At 45.5% G+C, this 24,090-nt stretch carries 23 protein-coding genes; 14 read left to right on the top strand and 9 right to left on the bottom strand.

All coding sequences use genetic code 11. From position 1 onward, the window contains the following. Positions 1–408: 408 nt before the first annotated feature. The 4 genes from EBR25_08160 (at position 409) to EBR25_08145 (ending at position 4,439) form a co-directional block, all read left to right on the top strand. Positions 409–1,215 carry a ParA family protein gene (locus EBR25_08160; protein NBW40960.1) on the top strand — a complete coding sequence of 269 codons (807 nt, stop codon included), beginning with the start codon at positions 409–411 and terminating at the stop codon, positions 1,213–1,215. Continuing rightward, positions 1,184–2,053 (top strand): ParB/RepB/Spo0J family partition protein, encoded by an 870-nt coding sequence (locus tag EBR25_08155; GenBank protein NBW40959.1) that lies wholly within the window; start codon positions 1,184–1,186, stop codon positions 2,051–2,053. The genes EBR25_08160 and EBR25_08155 overlap by 32 nt, the downstream gene beginning before the upstream one ends. Positions 2,054–2,211: 158 nt before the next feature. Further along, the gene (locus EBR25_08150; GenBank protein NBW40958.1) at positions 2,212–3,489 is read left to right on the top strand and encodes a bifunctional folylpolyglutamate synthase/dihydrofolate synthase; all 1,278 of its coding nucleotides are present in this window, start codon (positions 2,212–2,214) and stop codon (positions 3,487–3,489) included. Between the two features lie 47 nt (positions 3,490–3,536). Beyond that, positions 3,537–4,439, top strand: coding sequence for a hypothetical protein (locus tag EBR25_08145; protein NBW40957.1), 903 nt, complete (start codon positions 3,537–3,539; stop codon positions 4,437–4,439). A 31-nt stretch (positions 4,440–4,470) separates the two neighbouring features. On the opposite strand, the gene EBR25_08140 is transcribed toward EBR25_08145, so the two are convergent. Then, entirely contained in the window at positions 4,471–4,848 is a 378-nt protein-coding gene (locus EBR25_08140) for an MGMT family protein (GenBank protein ID NBW40956.1), read from the bottom strand. On the opposite strand from EBR25_08140, the gene EBR25_08135 reads away from it, so the two are divergent. Beyond that, complete coding sequence (locus tag EBR25_08135; protein ID NBW40955.1) at positions 4,816–5,784, top strand: hypothetical protein; 969 nt, start codon at positions 4,816–4,818, stop codon at positions 5,782–5,784. The two genes, EBR25_08140 and EBR25_08135, sit on opposite strands and share 33 nt — an antisense overlap. Continuing rightward, positions 5,763–6,686 carry a hypothetical protein gene (locus EBR25_08130; GenBank protein ID NBW40954.1) on the top strand — a complete coding sequence of 308 codons (924 nt, stop codon included), beginning with the start codon at positions 5,763–5,765 and terminating at the stop codon, positions 6,684–6,686. The genes EBR25_08135 and EBR25_08130 overlap by 22 nt, the downstream gene beginning before the upstream one ends. A 103-nt stretch (positions 6,687–6,789) precedes the next feature. On the opposite strand, the gene EBR25_08125 is transcribed toward EBR25_08130, so the two are convergent. The 4 genes from EBR25_08125 to EBR25_08110 all read right to left on the bottom strand — a co-directional run bounded on the left by EBR25_08125 (position 6,790) and on the right by EBR25_08110 (position 10,181). Next, positions 6,790–7,278 carry a hypothetical protein gene (locus tag EBR25_08125; GenBank protein NBW40953.1) on the bottom strand — a complete coding sequence of 163 codons (489 nt, stop codon included), beginning with the start codon at positions 7,276–7,278 and terminating at the stop codon, positions 6,790–6,792. A 272-nt stretch (positions 7,279–7,550) separates the two neighbouring features. After that, complete coding sequence (locus tag EBR25_08120) at positions 7,551–8,015, bottom strand: hypothetical protein (protein ID NBW40952.1); 465 nt, start codon at positions 8,013–8,015, stop codon at positions 7,551–7,553. Between the two features lie 576 nt (positions 8,016–8,591). Then, positions 8,592–9,299: a Dna2/Cas4 domain-containing protein gene (locus EBR25_08115; protein NBW40951.1), complete on the bottom strand. Its 708-nt coding sequence runs from the start codon at positions 9,297–9,299 to the stop codon at positions 8,592–8,594. A gap of 348 nt (positions 9,300–9,647) precedes the next feature. Further along, positions 9,648–10,181, bottom strand: coding sequence for a hypothetical protein (locus tag EBR25_08110; GenBank protein NBW40950.1), 534 nt, complete (start codon positions 10,179–10,181; stop codon positions 9,648–9,650). A gap of 664 nt (positions 10,182–10,845) precedes the next feature. Between EBR25_08110 and EBR25_08105 the strand changes: the two genes are divergently transcribed. The 3 genes from EBR25_08105 to EBR25_08095 all read left to right on the top strand — a co-directional run bounded on the left by EBR25_08105 (position 10,846) and on the right by EBR25_08095 (position 13,030). Beyond that, positions 10,846–11,628 carry a hypothetical protein gene (locus EBR25_08105; protein NBW40949.1) on the top strand — a complete coding sequence of 261 codons (783 nt, stop codon included), beginning with the start codon at positions 10,846–10,848 and terminating at the stop codon, positions 11,626–11,628. Between the two features lie 253 nt (positions 11,629–11,881). After that, on the top strand, positions 11,882–12,700 hold the full coding sequence (locus EBR25_08100) for a bifunctional DNA-formamidopyrimidine glycosylase/DNA-(apurinic or apyrimidinic site) lyase (protein ID NBW40948.1): 819 nt from the start codon (positions 11,882–11,884) through the stop codon (positions 12,698–12,700). Positions 12,701–12,712: 12 nt separating this feature from the next. Then, a complete protein-coding gene (locus EBR25_08095) occupies positions 12,713–13,030 on the top strand; it encodes a hypothetical protein (GenBank protein ID NBW40947.1) in 318 nt (105 codons plus the stop codon). 52 nt (positions 13,031–13,082) lie between these two features. On the opposite strand, the gene EBR25_08090 is transcribed toward EBR25_08095, so the two are convergent. Next, positions 13,083–13,718: a hypothetical protein gene (locus tag EBR25_08090; protein NBW40946.1), complete on the bottom strand. Its 636-nt coding sequence runs from the start codon at positions 13,716–13,718 to the stop codon at positions 13,083–13,085. Positions 13,719–13,990: 272 nt separating this feature from the next. Here EBR25_08090 and EBR25_08085 point away from each other — a divergent pair, with 272 nt between their 5' ends. Together EBR25_08085 and EBR25_08080 are read left to right on the top strand one after the other, a co-directional pair. After that, positions 13,991–14,494, top strand: coding sequence for a hypothetical protein (locus EBR25_08085; protein NBW40945.1), 504 nt, complete (start codon positions 13,991–13,993; stop codon positions 14,492–14,494). Positions 14,495–14,524: 30 nt separating this feature from the next. Next, entirely contained in the window at positions 14,525–14,929 is a 405-nt protein-coding gene (locus tag EBR25_08080; protein NBW40944.1) for an OsmC family peroxiredoxin, read from the top strand. A 46-nt stretch (positions 14,930–14,975) separates the two neighbouring features. On the opposite strand, the gene selU is transcribed toward EBR25_08080, so the two are convergent. The 3 genes from selU to EBR25_08065 all read right to left on the bottom strand — a co-directional run bounded on the left by selU (position 14,976) and on the right by EBR25_08065 (position 19,421). Further along, positions 14,976–16,172 carry a tRNA 2-selenouridine(34) synthase MnmH gene (gene selU, locus EBR25_08075; GenBank protein ID NBW40943.1) on the bottom strand — a complete coding sequence of 399 codons (1,197 nt, stop codon included), beginning with the start codon at positions 16,170–16,172 and terminating at the stop codon, positions 14,976–14,978. Positions 16,173–16,258: 86 nt separating this feature from the next. Continuing rightward, positions 16,259–17,986: a hypothetical protein gene (locus EBR25_08070; protein NBW40942.1), complete on the bottom strand. Its 1,728-nt coding sequence runs from the start codon at positions 17,984–17,986 to the stop codon at positions 16,259–16,261. A 169-nt stretch (positions 17,987–18,155) separates the two neighbouring features. Beyond that, entirely contained in the window at positions 18,156–19,421 is a 1,266-nt protein-coding gene (locus EBR25_08065; GenBank protein ID NBW40941.1) for a hypothetical protein, read from the bottom strand. A 216-nt stretch (positions 19,422–19,637) separates the two neighbouring features. Here EBR25_08065 and EBR25_08060 point away from each other — a divergent pair, with 216 nt between their 5' ends. The 3 genes from EBR25_08060 to EBR25_08050 form a co-directional block, all read left to right on the top strand. Next, entirely contained in the window at positions 19,638–21,176 is a 1,539-nt protein-coding gene (locus EBR25_08060; GenBank protein NBW40940.1) for a TolC family protein, read from the top strand. Continuing rightward, complete coding sequence (locus tag EBR25_08055; protein NBW40939.1) at positions 21,163–22,503, top strand: efflux RND transporter periplasmic adaptor subunit; 1,341 nt, start codon at positions 21,163–21,165, stop codon at positions 22,501–22,503. Before EBR25_08060 ends, EBR25_08055 begins: the two co-directional genes overlap by 14 nt. A 9-nt stretch (positions 22,504–22,512) precedes the next feature. Next, positions 22,513–24,090 (top strand): efflux RND transporter permease subunit (locus EBR25_08050; protein ID NBW40938.1); only part of this gene is annotated, 1,578 nt, incomplete at its 3' end.

Raw genomic sequence — 24,090 nt, 5'->3', positions numbered from 1 at the left:
TAGTTTAATATTTTTATTTCAAAGCACGACAATACTTCATTCGATACACGATAATGTCCCTCTTCATACACGATAAAGCTGGTAGTCGTTTCCCGTTAGTGCTTGGGTCAATACACGGTGATACTCGACTTCGATACACGTTATCTGGTTTACCTTGGTACACGCTATTATCTCAGTGCACGAGCTGTTCTTTCTTCAAATCACGATGTTTTTGATCTAATGTCTCTGTGGGAAGAGAGAAAGAACCGTCTTTTCTAGCATATTTTTGTTTGTTGGCATTTCATTCGCTTTTCCACTATATCTTCATAAACGTTATGGCGAGGGTTGAGGGAGCCAGAAGGTCTCTCTAGTCCGATATGCAGACTAGAGGGTACTCAAACTCGAAATATTTCAAAGGAAACTTATCTCGTGACACGATGTATAGCAGTCGTTAATCAGAAGGGAGGAGTTGGTAAAACCACTACAACTGTTAATGTAGGTGCAGCGCTCGCTGAGCGTGGGTTTAAGACACTTCTTGTCGATATTGACCCGCAAGGCAACTTATCCACACACCTTGGCTTGAGCTCCTCGGCAGACCTATTAGAGGAAGAGGAGCCAGAAATTGGCCCTTCTATCTATGACGTCTTGAAGGGTCAAAAAGCGCTTAAAGAGGTAATACTCAATCATTCTAGTGACTTAGATGTAGTCTCCTCTAGTTTATTTCTGAGTGCGGCTGATCTTGAGCTTGGAGGAGTCGTCGGTAGGGAGCTTATTTTAAAGCGGGCTCTTGAGAGCGTCCGCGACCAGTACGACTACATATTGCTCGATTGCCCACCAGCCCTTGGACTCCTTTCTTTGAATGCGCTAGCTGCCTCTGAGAGTGTTATCGTTCCTGTTCAGAGTGAATATTTAGCACTACACGGTGTCAGACAGCTCCTCGACACAATAGATCAGGTACGTTCAGTGTATAATGCTCAACTGGTAGTGGGCGGAGTCTTAATATGTATGCACGATAACCGCAAAAGGTTAGCGAGGGCAGTATCGGACACGATACGTAATTACTTTGGAGACCTCGTGTTTGATGCTGTTATCAGACAGAATGTGGCATTAGCAGAGGCTCCTGCTCAGGGGGAAACAATTTTTCAATATGCTCCGCGCTCAACAGGTGCGGAGGACTACCTTGCATTAGTGAAAGAGATAATAGATGGCCAAGAAAAACCTCGTATTTGCGCATAACCCACTTCTTTCAGGTCCGAAGCTAGATGAGCGAGGACGCTCCGGTATTCCGTACCGAGAAGTAAAGAGAACACTCATCGAGCGAGACCCAAATCAGCCAAGAGTGGTATTTGATGAGGATAAGCTACAAGAGCTTGCAGAAAGTATTAAACTGTATGGAGTTCTCAATCCGTTGATTGTTCGGGCAGGGAGAGAGCCAGGTAAATATCAGTTAATTGCCGGAGAGCGGCGGTTGCGTGCGTGCGGTATTGCAGGTCTTGATACTGTGCCAATCATCTTGAATACAGAAAATGATGCAGTAGGAGACACTACTCTAGCGGTGCAACTCGTTGAGAACCTGCAAAGAGATGACCTCTCTCCACTTGAACGAGCACATGCAATTGGGGCTTTGAAAGAGACGTACGAGCTTAGTATACGGCAAGTGGCAGAAAAGCTAGGGGTCTCGAAAAGTATGGTGCAGCGCAGCCTCGATATACTCGAGTTGCCAGATGACCTCATTAATGCATTGAGACAGGGCGCATCGGAATCGAAGGTGCTGCTGCTCTCAAAGATCGATGATGAAGATATTCGGACGAGTTACTTGAAGGATTTAGATACGCTCACTCGGTCTCAGATTAAAAGTGAGGTTGATAAAGAGCTGAGTGATAAGCGGACTTCAACCGGGAAGGGTGCTCTCAGTCCAGAAGATGGGAGACTTGTTGAAGAACTAAGAAACGCTCTCGGCATAAAGGTTTCCATGATGAGGAGTCCATCAGATGAGCAAGCAGGGAAGTTAGTCCTCGAGTTCTATTCTGAAGGAGACCTTCAGGAGATCTTCAGAAAGCTTATCGCTCAATAATCGTGACGCTTTTGGGGCACCTTTAGTGTACCACGGTGGGACATATGGGTGGTACAAGCCAGAGGATTTAAGCCTTACGTTCTATTGACCAGCAAAACATTTTTCCTGAGTCTAAGTGTACCACCGTGGTACAGTTCTATTGCTTTAAGGGGTATGCATTGCAAGCTGCTATAGATTGGTTATTTGAGCAAAAGCCATGGAATGGAGTAGGGGACTTCGATCTCTCTCCTATGAAGAGAGCCTGTAGTCTTTTCGAGCATCCTCAAGACACCTTTAAGTCAATACACGTGGCTGGAACGAATGGGAAGGGTTCAGTTGTATCGTACTTAAAAACTATCCTATCTGAAGCTGGGTTCTCCGTGGGTGCTACAATTTCACCGCATTTGAATAGTGTGAATGAGAGGATTGAGGTTAATGGGCAGCCCATTTCTAATCTGCAGTTGGAAGCTATTATTCAAGAGATAAGAGAAAAAACGGAGTCTATACAAATTCAGTTGAGCTTCTTTGAATGTATAGTGCTCGCAGCCTTCATTCACTTCGCGCGAGAAAAGGTTGACTACGCAGTCATAGAAGTTGGACTTGGAGGTAGGCTTGATGCAACAAACGTCATAAGAGCGCCAGAGGCTTCAGTCATTACTTCAATTGGGCTAGATCACCAGCATATTCTTGGAGATACAGAGGAGGAAATTGCCAGGGAAAAGGCCGGGATAGTCAGGAGGGGGACTCCACTTTTCCTAGGACATATAGGCTGTGACGTATCTTTAGAAGCTACTCAAGTAATCGAAAAAGTTGTTGAGAGAGAAAAGGGGAGCTTGTTTCAGATAGGGAGAGAAGCCGAGCTCCAGCTGAAGGGACCAGAGGGAACGCTTTTGATTGAACAAGAAGGCTATCGAGTAAAGCCAACCCTTCTCGGAGCTCATCAAATTCGGAACGCAGCATTAGCAGCGTCGGTAATGCAATACTTAGGAGTTGAGAAAAAGAGTATAGAAAGAGGTATTGCTCGAACTTTCTGGCCAGCTCGTTTAGAAACTCTCTCGTTACCCGATAGAAAATTTCTCATCGATTGCGCTCATAATGTAGCTGGCTTTAAGACGCTGGCAAGTTTTTTAGCTGATGATAATTTCTCTGGAGATATGGTTGGAGTAGTCGGATTTTTAAAGACGAAAAAATGGACTCAAATGATTGATATTATTGATGAATATGTTTCTTCTTATATCATTGCACGACCCGAATCTCCACAAGCAGAAGATTTGAACGTTATTCATTCTTATCTCAAGACACGATCCAGTGTTATTTCAGTTCACGATGATTCTATTGATAAACTGATATCAAGGCTGCTTAGTGATGAGTTTCAAGGTAAAAATATACTACTTGTCGGTTCAATCTACCTAGTTGCAGAATTAAGGCGGTGTCTGTTTGAGAGAGTATCTGTCTGAGCTGGTCTCTGTTGCAGTGCTTTTTGAGACCCAGAAGGGAAGGCTTGGTGAGTGTTAAACAATGCGATGATTCATCTCTGCTTGAAGGTGCTCTAGAAGATGCGATAAGGCAACTTTCCGACGCCTCGCATATAGAGATGCTTTCGTATGCTGTGTTTCCGGCTGGAAAGCGAATTCGCCCCAATTTGTTCCTGAAGCTCGTAACTTTGTTTGGAGCAGAAATTACACCAGATTGTTTCCATGTCGCTAGCGCACTAGAGCTCCTCCACTGCGCAAGTCTTATACATGACGACTTGCCTTCAATTGATAATGATCTCATGCGACGTGGGAAACCTGCTTTTCACGTAAAGTATGGAGTTGCAAATGCAGTTCTCAGTGGCGACCTCCTGTACGCTCTGGCAATTCGCGAGATTGGAAGAGTAAGAGAGCAAGAGCAGATACCACAGCTATTACCTATCATCAGTGATGCCCATATGCGTATTCAGGTGGGACAACTCTTAGACATTAAAAACACAAGAGATATTAACGAGTTGCAGAGGATTCATCACTTAAAAACGAGTGCGCTCTTTGAAGCCTGTACCCTGAGTGCCTACGTCTTACGACATGTTCAGTGCGGTGTAGAATATGAGGAAGTGAAGGCGCTTGGAACCGCTTTTGGTAATCTTTTTCAATTACTGAATGATTTGAATGATTCAGCCCAAACTGAGCAATATGCGCGTGCTTCAGGAAGCGATATTGAAAGTGGGAGAGGGTCTGTCCGACGGTTTGCCGTAGAGGAGCGAGCCGGGTTGCAGGAAACAGCGAGAAAAGAGCTTGCAGAATCACTAGAAGCGGTTATTCAGAAAACACATTCAAAGAAGAACCATGACGAAGTTCCCCCTGATAATGTTTGTGCTGGCGTAGGGGAGTTAGGGATTCGAAGTCTAATGTCCGATTTTTTGAATAGCTAGCCGCGAAGAAAATATAGAGCGGTATTGGTGTTCAGAGGCTCTCAAAAGGCCCATCCCAGCCAAAGATGTCTAATTGCACGGTCCCGTTATCTGCCACAACCACCCCTTCTGACTCAAGCAGCCTCTTTTTTTGAGCTTTTCCTAAAATATAGCCGCCGATATTCCCATTTGAACACACTACTCGGTGGCATGGGACTTGTGGTATTCGCGGATTTTTTCGACACGCATTTCCGACGGCTCTTGCAGCGCCTGGGCTCTTGATTGCACTCGCTATTTGCTGGTAGGTAGCTACTTTTCCTGCAGGAATCCTTTGTAAAACTTGATAACATCTTTCATCAAACGTTGCTTTTCCTCTAGGCTGTTGAGAAGCATCGGGATGATTCTCTTTGAAAATATTTTTGTTTCTCATGCCCACATTATCACTCTTAGCAACAGGTCATCGGAATCAAGACCTTTGTCACGGTACACTGAAATGATTGACAGAATAAAGAAGAAACAGGGAGAGATCGAGCTACTCTTAGAGGGTGTTTCTCACTGTCTATTAGAGTACTGGAATAGAAATCGTAGTGCTCAGCAAAGCGGAGAGTCCGGCCTTCATGTAATGACCAAGGAGGATCAAACACTTGTTTCAACGGCTGACTATGAGAGCAACGCTCTTTTGAAAGATGGATTATCTCGTCTTTTCCCTGAAGTTCCAATTTGCAGTGAAGAGGATGAAGAAATAAAGGAGGTATCCAAGAGAGATGCGTACTGGTTGATTGACCCTCTGGATGGAACTGCTCGATTTCTCGATGGATATGATGATTTTGCGATACTCGTTGCATTCATTAGTTCAGATGGCATGGCCGAGGCAGGTTGGGTCGTTTTTCCTGCTAAAAGGCTTACGTTTTGGGCGATTGATGCCAGCTGTGGAGTTATTGGTGACGCACAGGGAGAGGTGTTGTCCTTGAGTAAACGAGATGCCATGAAGCGAGAGCGGGTGTATCTCCGGTGGGACGCAGGAGAGGGGAAAACCGAGGATAACGGCTCACACGGAATACCTTCAGGAATGAAGAGCATTGGCTTGTATAGCGATGAATCCCTCCATACTGGAGCCGCGTTTTTAAGCCTCCTTACAGGAGCGCTCGATGGGGTTATCCTTCAAATGGGTCGTTTGCAAGAATGGGATGTGGGGGCTCCAGCGGCTATCATTCGAGCACTGGGAGGAGGTGTCTACGGGATTGATGGAAAAGAATTTCGATTCGGAACAGACGAAAAGCACCGAGTTTTTATGGCAAGTTCGCGGAATTTTCAGCGTGAGCTTTTGGAAATAGCGACCACTCTATGGGAGGAATCCAGCCTATGAACGAAAAAATGTCTCTCTGTGATGTGCTTCTTGATGTCACGCTACGGGAGGGTTCGCAACAGTATTCTGATTTTCGGGGTCTTCCCGTTGAAGATAAGCTCAAGATTTTTCAATTGCAGAAGGAAGCCGGCATAAAAAAAATTGAACTTACCGCCTTTGCTCCAGGTGATTGGTTTAGTGATGCGGATGCCCTTGCATCAGGTGTTATGCCTCATGGAGAAGATCTCGATATTTATGGATTGTACTTCAATATCCGAGGCGCGGAGCGGCTGTTACAGTTCCCAAGCTTGAAAAGGCACGGCATATTCCATACCGCACTTACTCCGTCGTACCGCGAGAAAAACTATAATCAACGGAGCGTTGAAGTCGTCCATGAAAAGTTGAAGGGGCTCCTTGAATGGTTTCAGGCAAATGGTCTTGTATTTGATGTATTGCTTCTTTCAACGGCATTTGGTGGACGGAAAGAAGGAATAGCCTCGCCGAATGAAGCTATTGAGTTTATTGGAAAAATGATAGAAGTCTCAGAGGAAATTGGGCTGACGCCCGGGCAAGTGACTTTAGCGGATACGGAGGGAGTTGCAGGAAGTCTGGAGATATCCAGGCTGGTAAGCGGGGTCAAAAGAGCTTTTCCAGAGCTGTTAGTGGCACTTCATTTACACCCTCCTCGGAGTGTGGCGCGAGATTCAGTGGTCGCTGGTTTGGAGGCTGGAGCTGATCGTTGGGAGGCTTCTTGGCTGGGAGTGGGGGGGTCCCCTCTGGCAGATGGTGCTGGTGGTAATCTTGATATCTTAGTTCTTGTGGAAGAGTTCGAACGGCTTGGATACGTCACCGGGATCAATCAAAGCGGAAAAGAAAAACTCCTTACGCTTATCCAGGACATACGGCGAGAGGCGGCCCAATAGAAAAGGGCTCAAAATGTGGCACAATTGCGGCTGAGGTTTATAAACCCCCATGTTGAGGAGCGAGAACTTTTCAATCTGGTCCCTGTTCTAAACCAGAAGAAAATCACGAGATGTCGGATGGAAGACAAGTCCTGACAAATCTCTTTGCTCGCTTGAGTTTTCTTTGCAGTGGCCGAGTAAGTAGCAGGTATCGCTTGTGGTAGAGCTTTGCCAGTCTCTTGGTGTTTGAGGGAATTATCATGTCTTTCGTTTCTTGAAGTCCTTCAATAATTTCTCGAGTTACATTGGCCCTTGAACACGCCCTTGGATTGCCGTCATCACACAGTCTGAGCTCTCTGTCGTATTGGGATGAGAGGTGCTGGATTTGCTTATTTACCGAGCGCAGCCCGTATCTGGCCCGTTGATACAGTTTCTCAATTGCTGTCTCCGTGCGTCTTTCGGCGTTTTGAATACGCTTTTCAACAAGGTGAATGCGGTTTACAAGCCGTCTCAGTTCGCCAGCGTCACACGAGGGGGAGGCCATAGCGGAAGAAACTACCAAACCAAAAGTGAAGGTGAGAATCAGTGTGAGTTGTGTAAATCGGTGAGACACAGGGGGCTCCTATTCATTTCTAAATTTAGTCGGGATAGTACCGCATTTGTTAAAGATGTACAGAGAGTACATACATTAAATAATGCAGTCAAAGTCGATAACGGTTCACGGTTCACCAAATAATTTGCAAAGGGCTTTTTCAGATTCGTCTGTTTGCGTAAGGGCTTCCATTGCTCCCCTGGGGACAACACAGATATTCGGGGGAAAGGGAAGGCGTCTCTTTCGAGGATGAATAAGAAGATTATCTCCTTATTCATCCTCTTTTCAGCTCGTTATCGATCCTCATTGGCCAGGCAGCTTCTCAGGAAGTTCCCTGCTCGACTTTGTTCTGCAGAAATTTCATCGGAAATGGATGCAATCCGAGCAAGCAGAGTTCGTACCGCCTCTCCCGTGCCGAGTCTTAGGTCCTGCAATGTGTATTCGAGGCTGGCGATAAACTCCCCGAGTCTGACAAACTGAGCACAGGCTGCTTCTGAGCCACTTCTACACCCGTTTTCAGCTCTTTGAAGCTGCTCCTGAGCTCCGTTAATACCATCCTGAATGTCTCCGCCTGCTGCATTACCGCGACTGAGAATTTGTTCTGCAAGTGTTCTCCCCGCAGTATTTAATTGGCTAGCCTCTTTGCCGAGATCTTGAATCTGTGTGAATAGCTTCCGCATATTCTCAGGGCTACAACTTGTTTCGGCTAAAACGTTTTGCGTAATCAGCGGTACTAGAAAAACGGTAAGAAATCCCATATAAAAAAACCTTGATATCATCTTATTCATCTCCTTCATTTGTAGGAGGGCCTCGTCTTATAACGGAAGCCTCCCAATTTCTATAAATGTACAATGAGCACATTTATATACGGTATGCGGATTCTTTGAAGAGATGTCTCATAGGGGAGAGCAGCAAGTGATTCACTAGCTTCGTGTGTGCTCTTAAGGGGTAAGCCCACAGAAGAAAAAAATCTTACGCTAAATCACCAATTCCACAGGAGAAATTGAAGTTTGACCAAAAGTAAATTGACTTTTGAAGGGTTCTTTGATATCCTCATCTTATATAGTCGTTGAGTAAGACAAACTTCGAATACTTACCAGGTAACCAGCTAATTTCGCTGGTTTTTTTGTGCCTACTGTTTGGTGGTGAGTTAAGACCGTGGTTCAAAATTCTCTCCGGTCTTGTTAGAGTCCACATAACCATCTGAAATTAAACGCTATATTTTTTCTCCCCTGAATGTTATCCAGTACTTAGCTCCCGTTTGATACGAGTGACCACGCGATTTGTTTCGGATAACGGAGAACGACCCCCATCGCGGCTTTTCCTCTGCCGTATTACTTCGAGTTGATCAGAATGAGTTGCTCCTTTTGATTTGAACTCGAGGTATGTTCAACTGGGGCTATGAATCGCTGTTCACAGGCATCGCTTACCTTGCATTTGGCACATTTGGTCTTTTGTGGTCTTGCAGCGGCAGGAATTTTTTCATTTACGATGTCTTTCATCTGATTGATTTGCTCGCTCAACCAAGCCTGTCTCTCAGGGGTATTGTATACTTTTACTCGCCTTGCAGACTTTCCAATAATCAGATACCCGTAAGGAGGTTTTTTCCCTTCAAACTCTTCTATAAGTCTCATGTATACCAGTAACTGGGCGATGTGACGGTCTCGCACCTTATTCCCAAACGCTTTCCGTTCGACAGGAATGCAAAATCCGTTTTCTATGATTAATGCATCAGGTCTTCCAGATATTCCCTGAATTTCCGAAATATAAGTCCTAACTTGCCTATTTTTCGAGCCATCTACACTAAGCTCTAGAGCCAGTGAGGTGGTGAGTCCAGCACGATGCTCTCGCCTTTTCACGGCCCTCAAAACGTCATTAATCACCACAAACGATGAGATAACGAGCATCGTGTAGAGCAGATAATGGGCATCAATATGCGTGATTTGAGTCAGTGCTTGAACAAGTTCAGAGTGCCACCAGTTAGTCATAGCTTCTCCGCGATGAGGAGGAGAGCAACCGTTGCACTTGCCATGAGTGCACATACGACACGAATTAATCTACCGATTGTAAAGCCAAATTCAAGGTCATTCGCCCATGATTGGTGTACCTCATCGCCTCGATCGACATCCTCACTTCCGAGCGTTACATGGCCATGCAAACGTTTTAATGACCAGGCCTTCGGGCACACTGTAAATTCAGCAACTTCACTGGCTGGGAAAATACATGTTCCGTCTTTCGTATATCGTGGCATCAGGTTCCTCCAGTGTCTCTGTCCTCATATCGAGGAATGGAGCGTAGTTGCTTCAGCTTCGGGAGGAATTTCTGCAGTGCACCCCGACCTGAATGTCGCAAGTCAATGTTGGAATAAGGAGGATAAGGTACTAGTATTACTAGTGTGGATCGAAAGACTTCACAATTTTGTCTACAATTGTTTCGAACTTCTTAAACCAATTCCGATTCACTCGAACCGATTTCGTCTCAAGGTCGACAGACAGAGGGGAATCTTTTACTTCAAACTCTTCCTCTGTAGTAAATTCTCGTAGGTCAGAGCTTGCGTGAAAATCAAGCCAAGATTCGTCAGTGAAGGGAATATGGGCCGTTTCTAGAACGTATTGTGCTTCTGGTGCTTGCTGGTTTGTAATTCGCCAAAAGGCATAACGAGCACAAGCAGAGATAAATTTGCAGCGCAGAACGAAAAAGGTTTCCAGTTCTGTATCCTCTTTTTTTACTTCGAGTTGGTAATCAGTCCCCTGTTCTAGTAGGAAATGGCTCTCAAATGTCTCTACCCAGACTCTTTTAGAGCGGTGCGCCGACAACTCGTCATGATATCGTGCAAAAAGCGTAATCGTGTCCTTATCAAAGAGGATTTCAGAAGAAAATATAAGGGCGCTTTCACCCTCTTGAAACTGAGATTTGATTGGCATAGCTCGCTTCTTCCCCTAGCAACATTCTCTTTCTGTAGTATCGACTTGTGGCGGCAATCTCTAAAGGCTTCAGTCGGGGTTTCTCGCTAGTAGTGCTAAATAAGAGGAAAATCGCGAGCTTTGAGCTAACGTACTGATTTTAAGTGCGTAATTTATGCTGAAGATAGCCTCAGGCTCTTTTTTCCGAGCTCTCGGATATGGTATTACTATTGTATCGGGTCATTCTGATACCAGCCAACTGATAGTTAAAAAGTGGCGGCTGGGGGAAGCGGGACTGAGGAGTAAGCGATTTGAATAAAGGGAATCGTGCTCGGAGGAGGACTTTTTCAAACGAAGTCTTCATTAGTGGAACACCTCAATAGTTTAAAGCCGCTTTGAATGATCCAAATAAGATGATGCACGTGATGTGAAAGCCTGCGTGCATCAATAAAAAATAAAGCGAATGAGCAGTAACGGATAAGACAAACTCATTACCCGAGTCTCATGCATTAATTTCTTCCTGGTGGCAAGAGTGAGCCTTTAGCTGATGCCCGTCTTTAGGCACCCATCTTGGAGAAAATAAGTAAACAGTAAGAGCACAACTCTTTGTCAGGGATTGCTCTTGTGAAGTAGCTCCTAGAGAAAGACTCTTAAGGGTGTGTCCGTAAGTAAGTAAAGGAAAAGAATGAGAGGAAAGAATCAAAGAAGTGGTGGAAACCGGAGACGGAATTCTAACAGTAGAGGCAACTCAGGCTCGAATAGAGGAGGAAGGTCCTCTGGCAATCGGAGAAACAGCGGAAATCGGGGTCGTGGCAGAGGTCACGGGAGAGGGCATCGTAACGGAGGCACAGCCGAACGAGGCAACCAACGGGAGCGTATCCAGGTCGAAAGCGGCTCCTTGGTACTTATCGATCAATTCATGCTGGCAAACTCTCAAGTTCTCGCCCGACTGAACGACCTCTTGGATGAGGAACCAGAGGCGAAAGATGCATTAGTAAAAGAATACGGTGGAGCAGTAGTAAACCTACCACCAAACACGTATCGCATCGAACGTGACCCGTTCGCTTCCACTATAGTTATTCATCCAGAGGGTGAAAAAGTGGAAGTGAAGTCTTTGAAAGAAGAGCTGGATGAAAACCTTGGCAGGGTATTTATCGATACTCGCTGCTTAGCGATGATCGATCGGGAGCTACTGGATGATATTAGCTTACTTGAAAAGTACCAGGACCTCTGGGTGAATGGGAAGGATAAAGCTTGTCGAGATCTCCTTCGGGACAACGGCGGTGCTGTGCGATATGGCTTCCAACGATTTGGTGATGAGCTTTCGGTTCATGCAGATCCAGAACTCAACCTGATAGCGCTATGGCCAGATGTTATTGAAGATCAGGTCAACAGTGCTGATGAGATAGCAGCAGAGGCGGAGGCTGCATCAGCTCCACAAAGCGCTGGAATTGAAGGGGCTGCCTAAATCTTCTCAGGTTGCTAGCACACAGGGTTCATTGTGCCGAGCAGGAGACGGCTCCTTATGAGCGTTCTTGGAATCAGGAGAGCGTATCTGAGGGGGTGGTCTTCTGGTCAAGAGTTCTAGCGTTCAAGGAAACGTGAGGGAAGGCTAGCTCATGAGGGTTATGCTTGAAGTCTTTCGAGAGGGAGTCAGGCTCCTAAGGGATACGGTACAGAGCCGTTTTGCATTCGGTCATCATGTGAGGGAATAAGGAGCAATGCCTGAGTTGCCAGAGGTTGAATCGACCGTTCTTTCACTGAAACAAGAGATCGTTTCGAAGACAATTATCGGGGTCAAAGCTACGTGGCCTCGTATGATAGAGCCATATTCAATCAAGAACTTGAGAAAACAGCTAACGGGATTGAGAGTAGACGCGGTATCACGGCGGGCAAAGTGTATAATCATATCCCTTGCAGATAATGATAAACCTCTACCCCTCGCCCTCTTAGTCCATCTTCGCATGAGTGGAAGATTACAGGTTGCTGACTCCAGTAGGTCTCCACATCCGCATTCAAGAGTCATCCTCTGTTTTGCCGATGGAAGCGAGTGTCGATTTATAGACCCCAGAAAATTTGGTCGGTTTACACTCCTTTCCCAAGAAGGGCTCGAGCAGAAGTTGAACCAGTACGGACCAGAACCACTCCAGTCAAGTTTTAGAGCAAAGAATTTCTACCAAGCGCTCCAGAGCAAGAAAAGGAGTCTTAAACCTTTACTGCTTGACCAACAATTCATTGCCGGAATTGGTAATATCTATGCGGATGAATCGCTTTGGGAAGCTGGAATTCATCCCCTTCGTGCGGCAGATAGCCTTTCTTTTGATGAGGCAAAACAGCTCTTAAAAGCAATTAAGAGAATCTTAAGGAGTGCTATTCGTCTTAATGGAACCGATTTTGGAGATGGAGTGGTTCATAATGGCCGTTTTAAACCGCGGGTATATGGTCAGAACGGAAAGCAATGTAAGAGGTGTGGGAAGGAATTAGAACGTTTGGTAGTTGCCCAACGGGGAACAGTCGTTTGTAATACATGCCAGAGATAACGAAAGGGCAGTATGGCATCAATGGTAGAAGAAATTACGAAGCGTTACGAGGATTTCCTTGCGATTCCGTTTCCAGCTGGACATAGGACGAAAACTATCGGAGATAAAACACTCGCTCTCTATCAGTCCGAAATGCTTGGTTACGTTATTTCGTATTCGAACACGAACGGGGCTTTGGGCTCTCGTCAAAAAGTGGTTCTTACCAAGGATTTTAATGATTTAAAAAAAGCCCTCCCAGAATTTTCAAAAGAGGCACAAGAGTATTTTCAAGAACTGCTATCAATCGTAGAGGTCGTTCTTCATACTGCCCATGATCAGCCGCAACTCTAAAACTTGTTTCCTGAGGTGATGGTGCGATTGCAGCAAGAAGTCATTCTCTATTCTACTCAAGATTTGATGAAGAAAGATGAAGGATAAATCCTACTTGAGCCAGTGAATCCATAAACTGTTTGAGCTGAATCTCTTCGTGGGGATGAGACGCAATGACTAATAAATCCACTGCTTGCACGTATACGATTCCGTACCAATGATGCTTCTTACTTGTTGCGAGAACAATCTGAGTATCAACATTATTCGGAAGTTCGCCTAGCGGAGTTTTATTTACTGACACTGGATGGATGCTCTGAACCGATACTCTTCTCGGGTCTATCTGCGCAGATAGATAACGAGTCAGGAAATCAGCAGAAGTTTGTCCTTTGCTCGCTTTGAAGATTTTACTTTGTTCGATGAGTTGTGTTGTGCCACTTACTTCGGTATTGCCTACTGTTGTTGGATTCGATTGCGTTCGTGTTTGAACAATGTGGATTCTCATCTCATGTTTACGATCGATACCGATCACAATATCTCCATCTGCAGATGCCAGTGCTTGTTCAACTTCAAAATGGCTAGGGAGCGGAGAGCCAAGCAGCGCTTCTGGCTGCAGTCGGATATTTGAAAAAAGGAAATCACCGGGTTTGAATAACAGCAGGATGAAGGCAGCGAAGCTAAGTGACACGAGCCCAAGAACGAATTTACCCATCAAAGTTAGTCCCCGCAAAAATGAGCAGATAAAGAACTTCTCGTACCATATTTCTTACTGAAAGAAAAAGTCCTGCCGTTTGAGCCCCTGAGTTCAGAGCAAGAGTGGCCTAACGGCTAACAGCTAAATGAATAATAGTTGTAGTATGTTGAAGTATTTTAGGAGCATTGAGGGTCAGATTCTTGCGATTTGAGAGGCTGAAGATTGTCATCAATTTCTTGCATAGCACGTAAAACTTCTCCACTCTGTTCATGACAGGGAGAGTCTGAGCAATGATAGAGAATTCAGAGTATAAGGATGATGGTGTATCCGTGCCATCACAGCAAGAACACGAAGGTTCTCTTCCGAAAATCAATAGAGGATTACTGCAGTTAAACTCGCAGTTATCAGACCTCTTAAAAAATACTATTTCCCTGTATCAGTTCGAGGAAAGGCAGAATCGTGCAGCCACGGCTAGCCATCTGACGGCATCTGTTCTTCGGAAAGAGGCTGGATTTCCAAGTAGTGCAATAAGTTCTTTCATAGATGTTCCCACAGGGAAAGCCATTGAGCTTTTTGAGGTTATTCTCTACGACCTGGGAGCTCGAGTAGAACAAGGCTCCCTGAGGTCGCAAGCACTCATGCCCATTAACATCATGAGCTCACTCATAAAAATAGAGGGACTTCAATCAGCAGTAGCGGAACTTGTTGATGAGCGTACCAAGGAAGCAGTCGAGCAGGGCGGGTCATATACACCAGGATTTTACTTACAGAAGCTATTAGAACAGGCGAGTTAAAGCCTAAGGTAGAGGTTTATGAGCGTAAGAATGCATGGGGTATACAGCGGTAATAAGCGTGTAGAGATCACACATGAGCAGTCTGGGACAACGCTGATCACCGATGCTCCAAAAGACAATCACGGTGAAGGGCAGAGCTTTTCGCCTACGGACCTCTGCGCGGTGTCACTAGCGAGCTGCATTCTAACAACCATCGCGATTAAGATGGAAGAAAAGGAAGAGGTCAATCTTTCAAACTCCTTTTTCTCTGTAGAGAAAATCATGAGTAGTGACCCTCGGATGATAGGAAGCATCGTCATAGAGATACACTTGCCTGCTACATTCGATCAGAAGCAAAGAGTCATTGCTGAACGGGTGGGAAGGGCCTGCCCCGTTCACCGTTCGTTAGCTGCTGAAGTAGAACAGCAGGTGAGATTTCTATTTGATGTTGAGTAAAGTCTCTTGTAAGAGATTGTATCTCTCATACACTCGGAAGACCTGCTTATTGCATCATACTTCCATTTCGAGCCCCGCGGAGGGGTTCTTTCCTCTTCCAGGAGGATTCCTTCAACAATCTGGTTAACAGGCTTTTACTGCTTGCTACTAATTCATCCGGATGCGCTCGTGCTACGATAAGAGGAGAAATTTTATTGAGATGCTTTTCATATAAAGGATCGTAGTACCAGAGAAGCAGTTTGTGTATCCATCCCGTATGGTACTCTGGCGAGTTCTCTAATGCCTGCCTCTTGCAGGCGTCTTGAATGTCCTTTGTTAACTCTTGGAAACGTGCTCCACCGAGCTTTCGAGCAATACGCTTTAAGTGCTCGCACAGATTACTCGAGAGGAGAGAGCAAGTTACCTCTGGGTCTCTATAGAGACCAAGTAATCTTTCTTGTTCTTCGACAATATATTCCTCCAGTATAATTTGTATTCGCTCTTTCATTGGCCGTTCAAGTTGGATACGGGGTGAGTGACACATTCGTTGAAAGAAAGGATCTGGCAGTTCGCGTTTTCCAATCATTCGACTCTCATCCTCAATCAGGATAGGAGTTTCAAGAGGCGTGATAGTTTCTCTGAGAATGGAGAGATACAGACTATTTTCAAATTCAATTTGTGTTGGTTGAGGTTTATACGTGTCTCCAAAAGCAGAACCTCGGTGTCTCGCCATATCTTCTAGGTCAATGGTTCTGTGGTGAGAAGAAAGTGTATGAATAAGACGAGTCTTGCCACAACCTGTATGACCAGTAAGTGCTAGCAGTGGAAGTGAGAGTTGTGGATTATGGGCATAGGCGATCAGTTCTTGACGAAGCGCTTTGTAGCCTCCTTTGACTCTTGGCAGTGCTGTTCCTGATTCCGAGAGCCATTGTTGTGTTATCTGAGAACGAAGGCCGCCCCGAGCACAGTAAATACCTGTGATATTATCCTTCTGTATGAGGGATATCCATTTATCTATGAGCGTTGCTTTTCGCTTTCCCTGAACAAACCAATTCCCATATCGTATGGCTTCCTCAGAACCTCTCTGCTTATAGATTCTTCCGACAGTATCCCGCTCTATATTTGAGAGGATGCCTGCATTTACACCGCAAGGGAGAGGGGCTGCTGTGGATTCACCCGGTGACCGCACATCGAGAAACACGCCGCCAGCACTCGCGGCAAGAAGAGCATCAAAGGGTGCAATAAGCTCTTGAGTGTTATTCATAGTGTTAGAAGTCTACTGTTGTCGCACCCGAAAAGTATACAGCTGATGTCCAATAGGCGAGATTTCCTTAATCAATCCTTTCACCGCTAGTGAATGCGGGTTCTAAGAGGGAGTGCTTGACAGCTTTCACTGATTTCAGGTGCGCGCGAGAGCGCTATGTGTTTGCTCGGATAGAAGTGCTTTAAGCGAATCGCCCTTTCGTTGCTCGCTTGAGGAGAACGTATAGCCAGTCGCTTTGCTTTGATGCGTCTCGGGAGTCTTAGTGTTAGACGACGCCTGCCTTTACTATTCAGAGCAACGGCAAAGGTCGGACACGTCACTTCTTCTTTCGGAGTAGAAAGGGTGTAGGATAATTCGATATCCTGCCGAGCTGTTCCACGCACTACAAAACGGAGTCGACCACCATTGAGTGAAGCCACTCGTGTTCGTCGTGCAGTGTGTCGTATGCGACTAATTCTTGCAGGCTGGTAAACCGGAGCTGATGAAGGTTCCTCTGCAATCGGAGACTCCTCTCGAATTCCGTAGAGAGCACGATACGCACTCAAGATTCCAGCCGTTCTTACAAGCCCTTGTAAACTCGGCGCATAGGCGGCCGTGTCTAATATCTCTGATTTTAAATCGGTGAAAGAAAGATGAGGCTTATAACTCAAGAGAAGAGCGGCAACACCCGAGACATGCGGAGTTGCCATAGATGTGCCACTAAATTTTTTGTAGCCACCATTTCTTACCGTGCTTAATATTCGTTCTCCAGGTGCTACAATGTCGACACCGATTGCTCCGTAATTTGAAAACCAGGATAGGTTGTTATCTTCGTCACTTGAGCCGACAGAAATGATATTCTTCAGGTCGTAACTCGCGGGATACGTGGGAGAAGTGTCAATATTTCTGGCAGAATTACCTGATGCTGCGGCAAAGAGAACTCCTTGTTCCCCAGCTTGTTCTATTGCATTTCTCAGTAACACAGAGGGATAAGAAGTCCCGAAAGATGCATTGATAATATGCGCACCGTTTTCTACCCCATATTCCAGCGCACGAATTGCATCAAAGATACTGCCAGAGCCGTTTGCTCCAATGAACTTTAATGCCATTAGCCTCACGTTCCAGTTAATACCACTCATGCCACTTGCATTGTTACTGACTGCGCCAACAATTCCAGCACAGTGAGTGCCATGATTATTGTCGTCCATCGGGTCAGAGTCGTTATTATAGGTATCAATCCCATAGATGTCGTCAATGAATCCATTCTCATCATCATCTAATCCGTTATCCGGAATTTCTTGAGTGTTTTTCCACATGTTGAGCTCAAGATCTTCGTGAGTGTAATCTATGCCTGTATCGAGAATAGCTACGGTGATTTGAGAAGAACCAGTGGTAAGATCCCAAGCTTTCGGAAGCTCTATTTGGGAAAGGGGTGCTTGTGATTCAAATAGTGGATCATAGGGAATCGCTTCTACGGACAACAGGTAATTGGGTTCACAGTGCCAACCTTCGCTATTGATAATGCCCCTCGACCTGAGTAGTTGTTGACAATCGAAGTGTGTTTGCTCCTCATCTGCCAGACCAATAGTATCGAATACTCTGGTGCTAGTGCTTACTCCTCCACCAAAGCCTCTCCTATCAAATCCACTTTCTAAACGAGCCAGTTCAGCAGTCTGCTTGTGAAGAGTTAAAGATTGTTGGCGAATCGGAGCAATGACGTATTGGTTTTGATACGCAAGTGGGAGTACCTGCGCAGAGCAAGACTCCGAGGGAATGGCAATCAGGCTCAAAATAGCCAAGCTCAAACATGACAGTTTGAATGGTTGAAAACCCATTTTTTCATCCTTACAGACAACCTTCACCAACAAAGAGCCCTTATGCGTTCGCTCAGCCTGATGAAGCTGAGCTGCTCTTTATCTGGGATACCCTGACAACTAACCATCGAGAAATACTGAGAAAAACCGCGGTACTCCTCGAGCGTTTCGATGTCCCTGTTTTTAAGATTCACTCAACGGAGGATCGATTCTGACCTCCTAGAGGGAATTCTATTTTGAAGAGTGCTCCTCCAGAATCTCCATTCATTACTGAGATAGAACCACCGTTATCTCGTATAAGATTCTGACTGATAGATAGACCTAATCCCGTCCCTTTTCCTTCCTCTTTGGTAGTGTAGAAAGGCTGCCAAATACTCTGAAGGTGGGATTCAGGGATTCCAGGTCCATTGTCTGCAATGGTGAGAACTGCTCTGCCATTCTCTTCAAAACTCGCAATTGAGACTTGACCATTTTCTTCAAATTCAAGCGCATGGGCAGCATTGATGAGGAGATTAATAATCACCTGTTCAACTTGTTGTGGATTGACTTTTACAAGAGAGAGTCCCGGACAGAGTTTCGTTTCAATCATCACATGATACTTCAAATGGATGTCAGCTATTTCAAGGGCAAGGTGAACTGAATCATTCAGATTGTGAAGTTGTTTTTCTCCTTGCGAGGAACGAGCAAAGTTGTTGAGACCTTGCATGAGTTTGTCAATGCGTTCTAGCCCATTTGATATGCGTTCAAGCGCTTTTGGAACCTTGGATATGAGCCTGTCTCTTGTATTTTCATCAATATGTATTTCGGTATCAGAAAGAAGCTCAGAGGTCTGTTGCCAATAAATTTTGGTTGTTTCGAGGCTAGTAGAAATGTAACCAAGTGGATTTTTTATTTCATGTGCTAAACCAGCAGACATAGTGCCAATGGTAGATAGACGTTCGGCATGAAAAAGTTGGCGTGCACGATCTGCTGAGAGTTTGTCGATATGTTGAGCGTAGCGCTCAATAACTTGATTCGATTCAGCGAGGACTCTCTGGTCAACAACTATTTGTTTTGCAATATCAAGTTTAACTTTTCCAAGTTCAGAGGGAATGGGAACCGAAAGATAATCGTGGGCCGACTTGCCAATAATTTGTACCAGCTGTTCCTCGTCCTTTTTGTCTCCCACCACAAAGGCGTAAAGAGGTACTGCATGTCTACACTTCCAGAGGGTCTCAATGAATTCAGCCGCTTCATTCTGCAGGCTGGATTGATCAAAGATATATAGCTCTGGTGGTGAGCCAGATTCAAAGAGTCTTGTAGCAGCCGTGATATCGGTAAATTGAACCTCCTCATATCCGCACTGAGATAACATTGAGCTTACCGCGTCAGCATTTTCTGAGTTGGTCCTGAGGAGTGTAAAGACTGATGCGCCCATAGTATTCTCGAGTTTTTCTGAAAGAAATTCCTGTCTCATACCCTATCGACCAGATGCAGGACTGAACTAAAGCATCTTCTGAGAAGGCAAGGAGCTCGAGAGCTCTTAGGATAACTATCGTAAATACAGATAGTTATGTGATTTCTACCGCCGTTTTAGGACCGATGAGGCTGTCGGAGAGAAAGGGGTCCTCAGAATTTGGTATCTGGTCTTGGGGAGTGGTATCGTTGCAGCTTAACTGAATTTTTCGTCTGAATGGGGTCAACGTTGAAGGCTTGGAGCGTTCTTATTTTTTTGCTTTTGGGTCTTGGTTGTTCACCATACAAAATACGGTCCTTTCAGTATCCACCTGTTGAAATAGAGCCGAAATTCTCCAGGGACTTACCAGATTCTTCCAAAGTGTTTTTGAGTGGAAATTCTATCGAGCCTTATTGGTTCGGTTATAAGGCTTCAGAGCTTGATGCTCTTATTCATACTGCTCTTAATCAGAATTTTTCACTTCGAGAAGCCTTCTTCCGTATCGAGCAAGCTCGAGGGCAAGCGCAGTATTCGGGTGCAGAGCGATTCCCAAATATTGAAGCGAATGTTTCAGCCAGGCGTTCACGGGTTGAAACACAACAGGCGTTATTCTCAGGGGGATTTACGCCAGTGAGTAATGTCATCCAGAGTCAGTTTGGGGTAGTTCCAACACTGGCGTATGAGATAGACATTTTAAAGAGGATTCATAATACCTACGAAGCAGCAGCTATTCGGGTAAAAGCGACAGAAGCTGATTTTCAAGGAGCGTATTTATCACTTTCAGGAGAGGTCTTTCGGCAGTGGATTACTGCGCTTGCTTCATTGCAAGAACGTGAGCTCGTTAAGCAGCAGTTATCTGTGAGTGAAACTTTTCTGGAGTTAATAGAGTTACGCTTTTCAACGGGACGGTCCTCAGCACTTGATGTGTTAGAGCAACAACAGCAAGTTGCTGCACTTGAAGGTGAATTGCCGGTCATTGATTTAGATCTCGAAAAGGCACTTCATGCACTGAGTGTCTTGCTCGGACAGAGCCCAGGATCCGTAACGTCGGAAGACGTGGGGACTCAATTTCCGACCTTTATGAAGAGCCCGCCAAGGATTCGCCCAGTAGACCTTATTGCACTGCGTCCAGATCTGAGGGCAATTCTCTTACGTCTTCAGGCAGACGAGCACGATGTAGCAGCTGCAGTAGCGTATCGATATCCAAGGCTTTCACTCGGTCTGAACTACAGCCTTGCTTCGGGAACAATTGAGAGCCTTTTTCCAAATAAGGTGCTAACGGGACTTACGAACTTATTTATTCCGTTGATTGATCGTGGACTTCACAAGGGGATGATTCGAATGAAGCGCTCTGAGGTAGAGATGGATCTCGCTCTTTTTTCGGCTACATTCCTTGAGGCAATTCGTGAAGTTGAAGATGCACTAGCCGGAGAATTTCACCAACACGAACGACTCATAAACATGCAAACCCAAAAACGAGTTGTAACGCATCAATTTGAGGAAGCAAAAAATCGGTACTTGAATGGGCTTTCCGATTTCCTACCGGTATTGTTAGCGCTGCAGGAAAAACATCGGGTTGAAAGGCAGGTAATACGAGAGCAAGCCCAGAAAATACTACTGAGAAATCAGCTGCTCCTTGCTACAGGAGGAATGATCCCAGTTGAGCAAGTCAGGGAAGATGCTTTTTCTCCCGATGACCAAAGACTCCTAGTGAGTCGTAGGATAGATGTTGATGGCACACCGTTCCTGAAGGAGGTAGTGAATGAACTCCAGTAACGAACGGGAAGAAAACGCTCAGAAGAGTTCTGTCGTTCCTGATCAAGCGAGAACAAGCTTTTCCGCTAGAGAGCTAAGCGTGCGTATCGCGTTGATTGTAGGAATTCTTTTACTTGGAGTGTTGAGTTTCTGGCTTCTACTCTCTCTTCAAGAAGCTCCCCCCAAGAGCACCAAGGCTACATCCGCTACTCCGGTAATGGTGGAGCGGATCTCTCCGGTTGATGTCACAAGTCAGGTTAGAGGTGTAGGTACCGTTGCCCCGCGGCACTTGGTGCGTATTAGACCAGAAGTGAGTGGCCAGATAGTTGAGATGCATCCAGATCTCTTGGTGGGGGCAGTTGTTCAACAAGGGGACCTCCTTTTTCGAATTGATCCGCGTAATTATGAATTAGCGATCGAAGAAGCGAGGGCTCAGTTGGAGCGAGCTTCGTTTGAGCTTACCTTAGAAAAGGGGAATCAATCAGTTGCAAAGCGAGAGTGGGCGCTCTTGAAAGACCTAGGTGTGGACACTCCTTACGCTGAGACACACAGGAGCTTAGCACTACGTAAACCGCATTTACAGGAGAAGCTTGCACAAGTATCAGCAGCAGAAAGTAGGTTGCAACGAGCGCAACTTGATCTCGAGCGCACAGAGGTTATAGCGCCATTTGATGGCACCATATTAAGGAAGAATTTAGAAGTTGGAGGATATACCAGTCCGCAAGAAACGGTGCTTGAAATCGCTGGCACGCAACAGTTTGAAATAGAGGTTGAGATTCCGCGCAGTGAGCTTCGGTGGCTTACTCGACTCTATCTGGGCGTTGCTTCTGACCGAGAAGAAAAATTGAATTACGAGACGAAGATCCTGCAGCGAATTGGTAATGGACGATACCAGCATCATGAAGGAATGGCAGAGCGGTTAGTCGGAGAAGTTCAGCGAGATGGTCGAATGGCGAGGGTGCTGGTTACAGTGGATAAGCCATTGGGAAGAGATTCAACTCCATCGTTTCCTTTGCTCATAGGAACGGCTGTTGAAGTTGTAATTGATGGAGATCAGATTCTCCATGTTTATCCTATTCCAGTGCGGGCAATCAGGGAGGGCGAGGTGATCTGGACGGTCTCTGAGGAGAATACGCTTGAGACACTCTCTGTTGAGCCAATTTTTTCAACCTCCGACTTTATGTATGTACGAGGAGAGTTTGCTCAGGAAATCACATTGGTTACCAGTGCATTGTCGAATCCGTTAGAGGGCTTGTTGTTGGCAATACCTGAAGAGGTTGCTGAAGAGGAGCCTCTGAATGTTTCTGAAGCAGAAGCAACAACCATTATTCCTGAAATGGGTGAATAAGCGCGGGATATGGCAAACCAGACTGAACGAGACGAGCTTTCAAAGGGCCCCATCGCTTGGATGGTAAAAAATCGAGTTGCCGCGAATCTCTTGATGATTATCTTTCTTTTTGGTGGGCTGCTGATGAGTAGCCAAATCAAGCAGGAAGTTTTTCCAGAGTTCACCACTGACATTGTTAGAATTACTGTGCCCTATCCTGGTGCAAGCCCTGCTGAAGTAGAGCAAGGAATTATCCTCTCAGTGGAGGATGCAGTGCGCGGGCTTGATGGAGTAAAGAGAGTTACTTCTACTGCTTTTGAGGGGTCAGGCGTTGTAGTTGTAGAGCTATTAACATCAGTGAATGAATTTAAGCTCGTACAAGATATCAAAAACGAAGTCGATCGTATTACTTCCTTTCCTGAGGATGCCGAGCGTCCTGTTGTCAGTCTTGTTGAGAGTAGACGGAAGGTTGTTTCACTCATGCTCTATGGGGAGCAATCTCGAAGTGCTCTTCGGATGCTCGCTGAGCGAATACGTGATGACCTGATTCAGCAACCTGGAATTACACTCGTTCAACTGGGGTTAACACCACCTCTTGAAATTGCTATTGAAGTGCCACAGTCAGAGTTGCGTGCTTATGATCTTACGTTAGAGCAGATCGCCAGAAAAATTCGTGAGACCGCCATTGAGCTTCCCGCTGGTGAAGTGCGGAGTGAAGGAGGACAGATTCTTTTACGAACGCAGGAGCGGAGAGATTTTGGACGGGACTTCTTGAATATCCCAATCTCGTCCTCGTCATCGGGAGGCATAGTGCGGCTCGGTGAAATTGCTACGATAGAGGACTCGTTTGAAGAGGCGGACCAAGAGGCGATATTTAATGGAAAGCCCGCAATAAGCATAGATGTGTTTCGAGTCGGCAATGAGACTCCTGATGGAGTTTCTCAGGCAGTACAGGCGTATGTTGACGAGCTGCAGTCCCAATTACCACCAGATATTGGAGTTTCTCTCTGGAATGATCGGTCCGTAGTCTTTGTTGATCGCATGCAGCTTTTAATGAAAAACGCGGCACTCGGACTCATACTCGTGCTGATTCTCCTAGGGCTATTTCTTGAAGTGAGGCTAGCCTTTTGGGTAACGCTGGGCATTCCAATTTCAATACTTGGCTGTTTTCTGTTTCTACCATGGTTAGACACGTCAATTAATATGATCTCTCTCTTTGCGTTTATTATCACGCTGGGAATAATTGTAGATGATGCTGTCGTAGTCGGTGAGAATATTTACGAGAAACGAGAGCAAGGGCTTAGTAAAATCCAAGCTGCCATACGTGGAGCACAGGAAATATCGATGCCTGTTATTTTCGCTATTCTTACAAATATTGTGGCATTTATGCCGTTATTTTTTGTTCCTGGTATAAGCGGCAAGTTCTTTCGACAAATACCGGCGGTGGTAGTAATTGTTTTTGTAATTTCTTTGATTGAGTCGCTATTTATTCTTCCAGCGCACCTCTCACACAGTGCCCCAGATAAAGCGCTTTGGAAAAAGTTAAATAAGCCCCGCGAGTATTTTAGTGAGAAGCTGAATAGATTCATTGAAAAAGTCTACGATCCA

The organism is bacterium, assembly GCA_009926305.1.
Lineage (GTDB): Bacteria > Bdellovibrionota_C > UBA2361 > UBA2361 > RFPC01 > RFPC01.
This window is presented reverse-complemented; position numbering and strand designations above follow the sequence as displayed.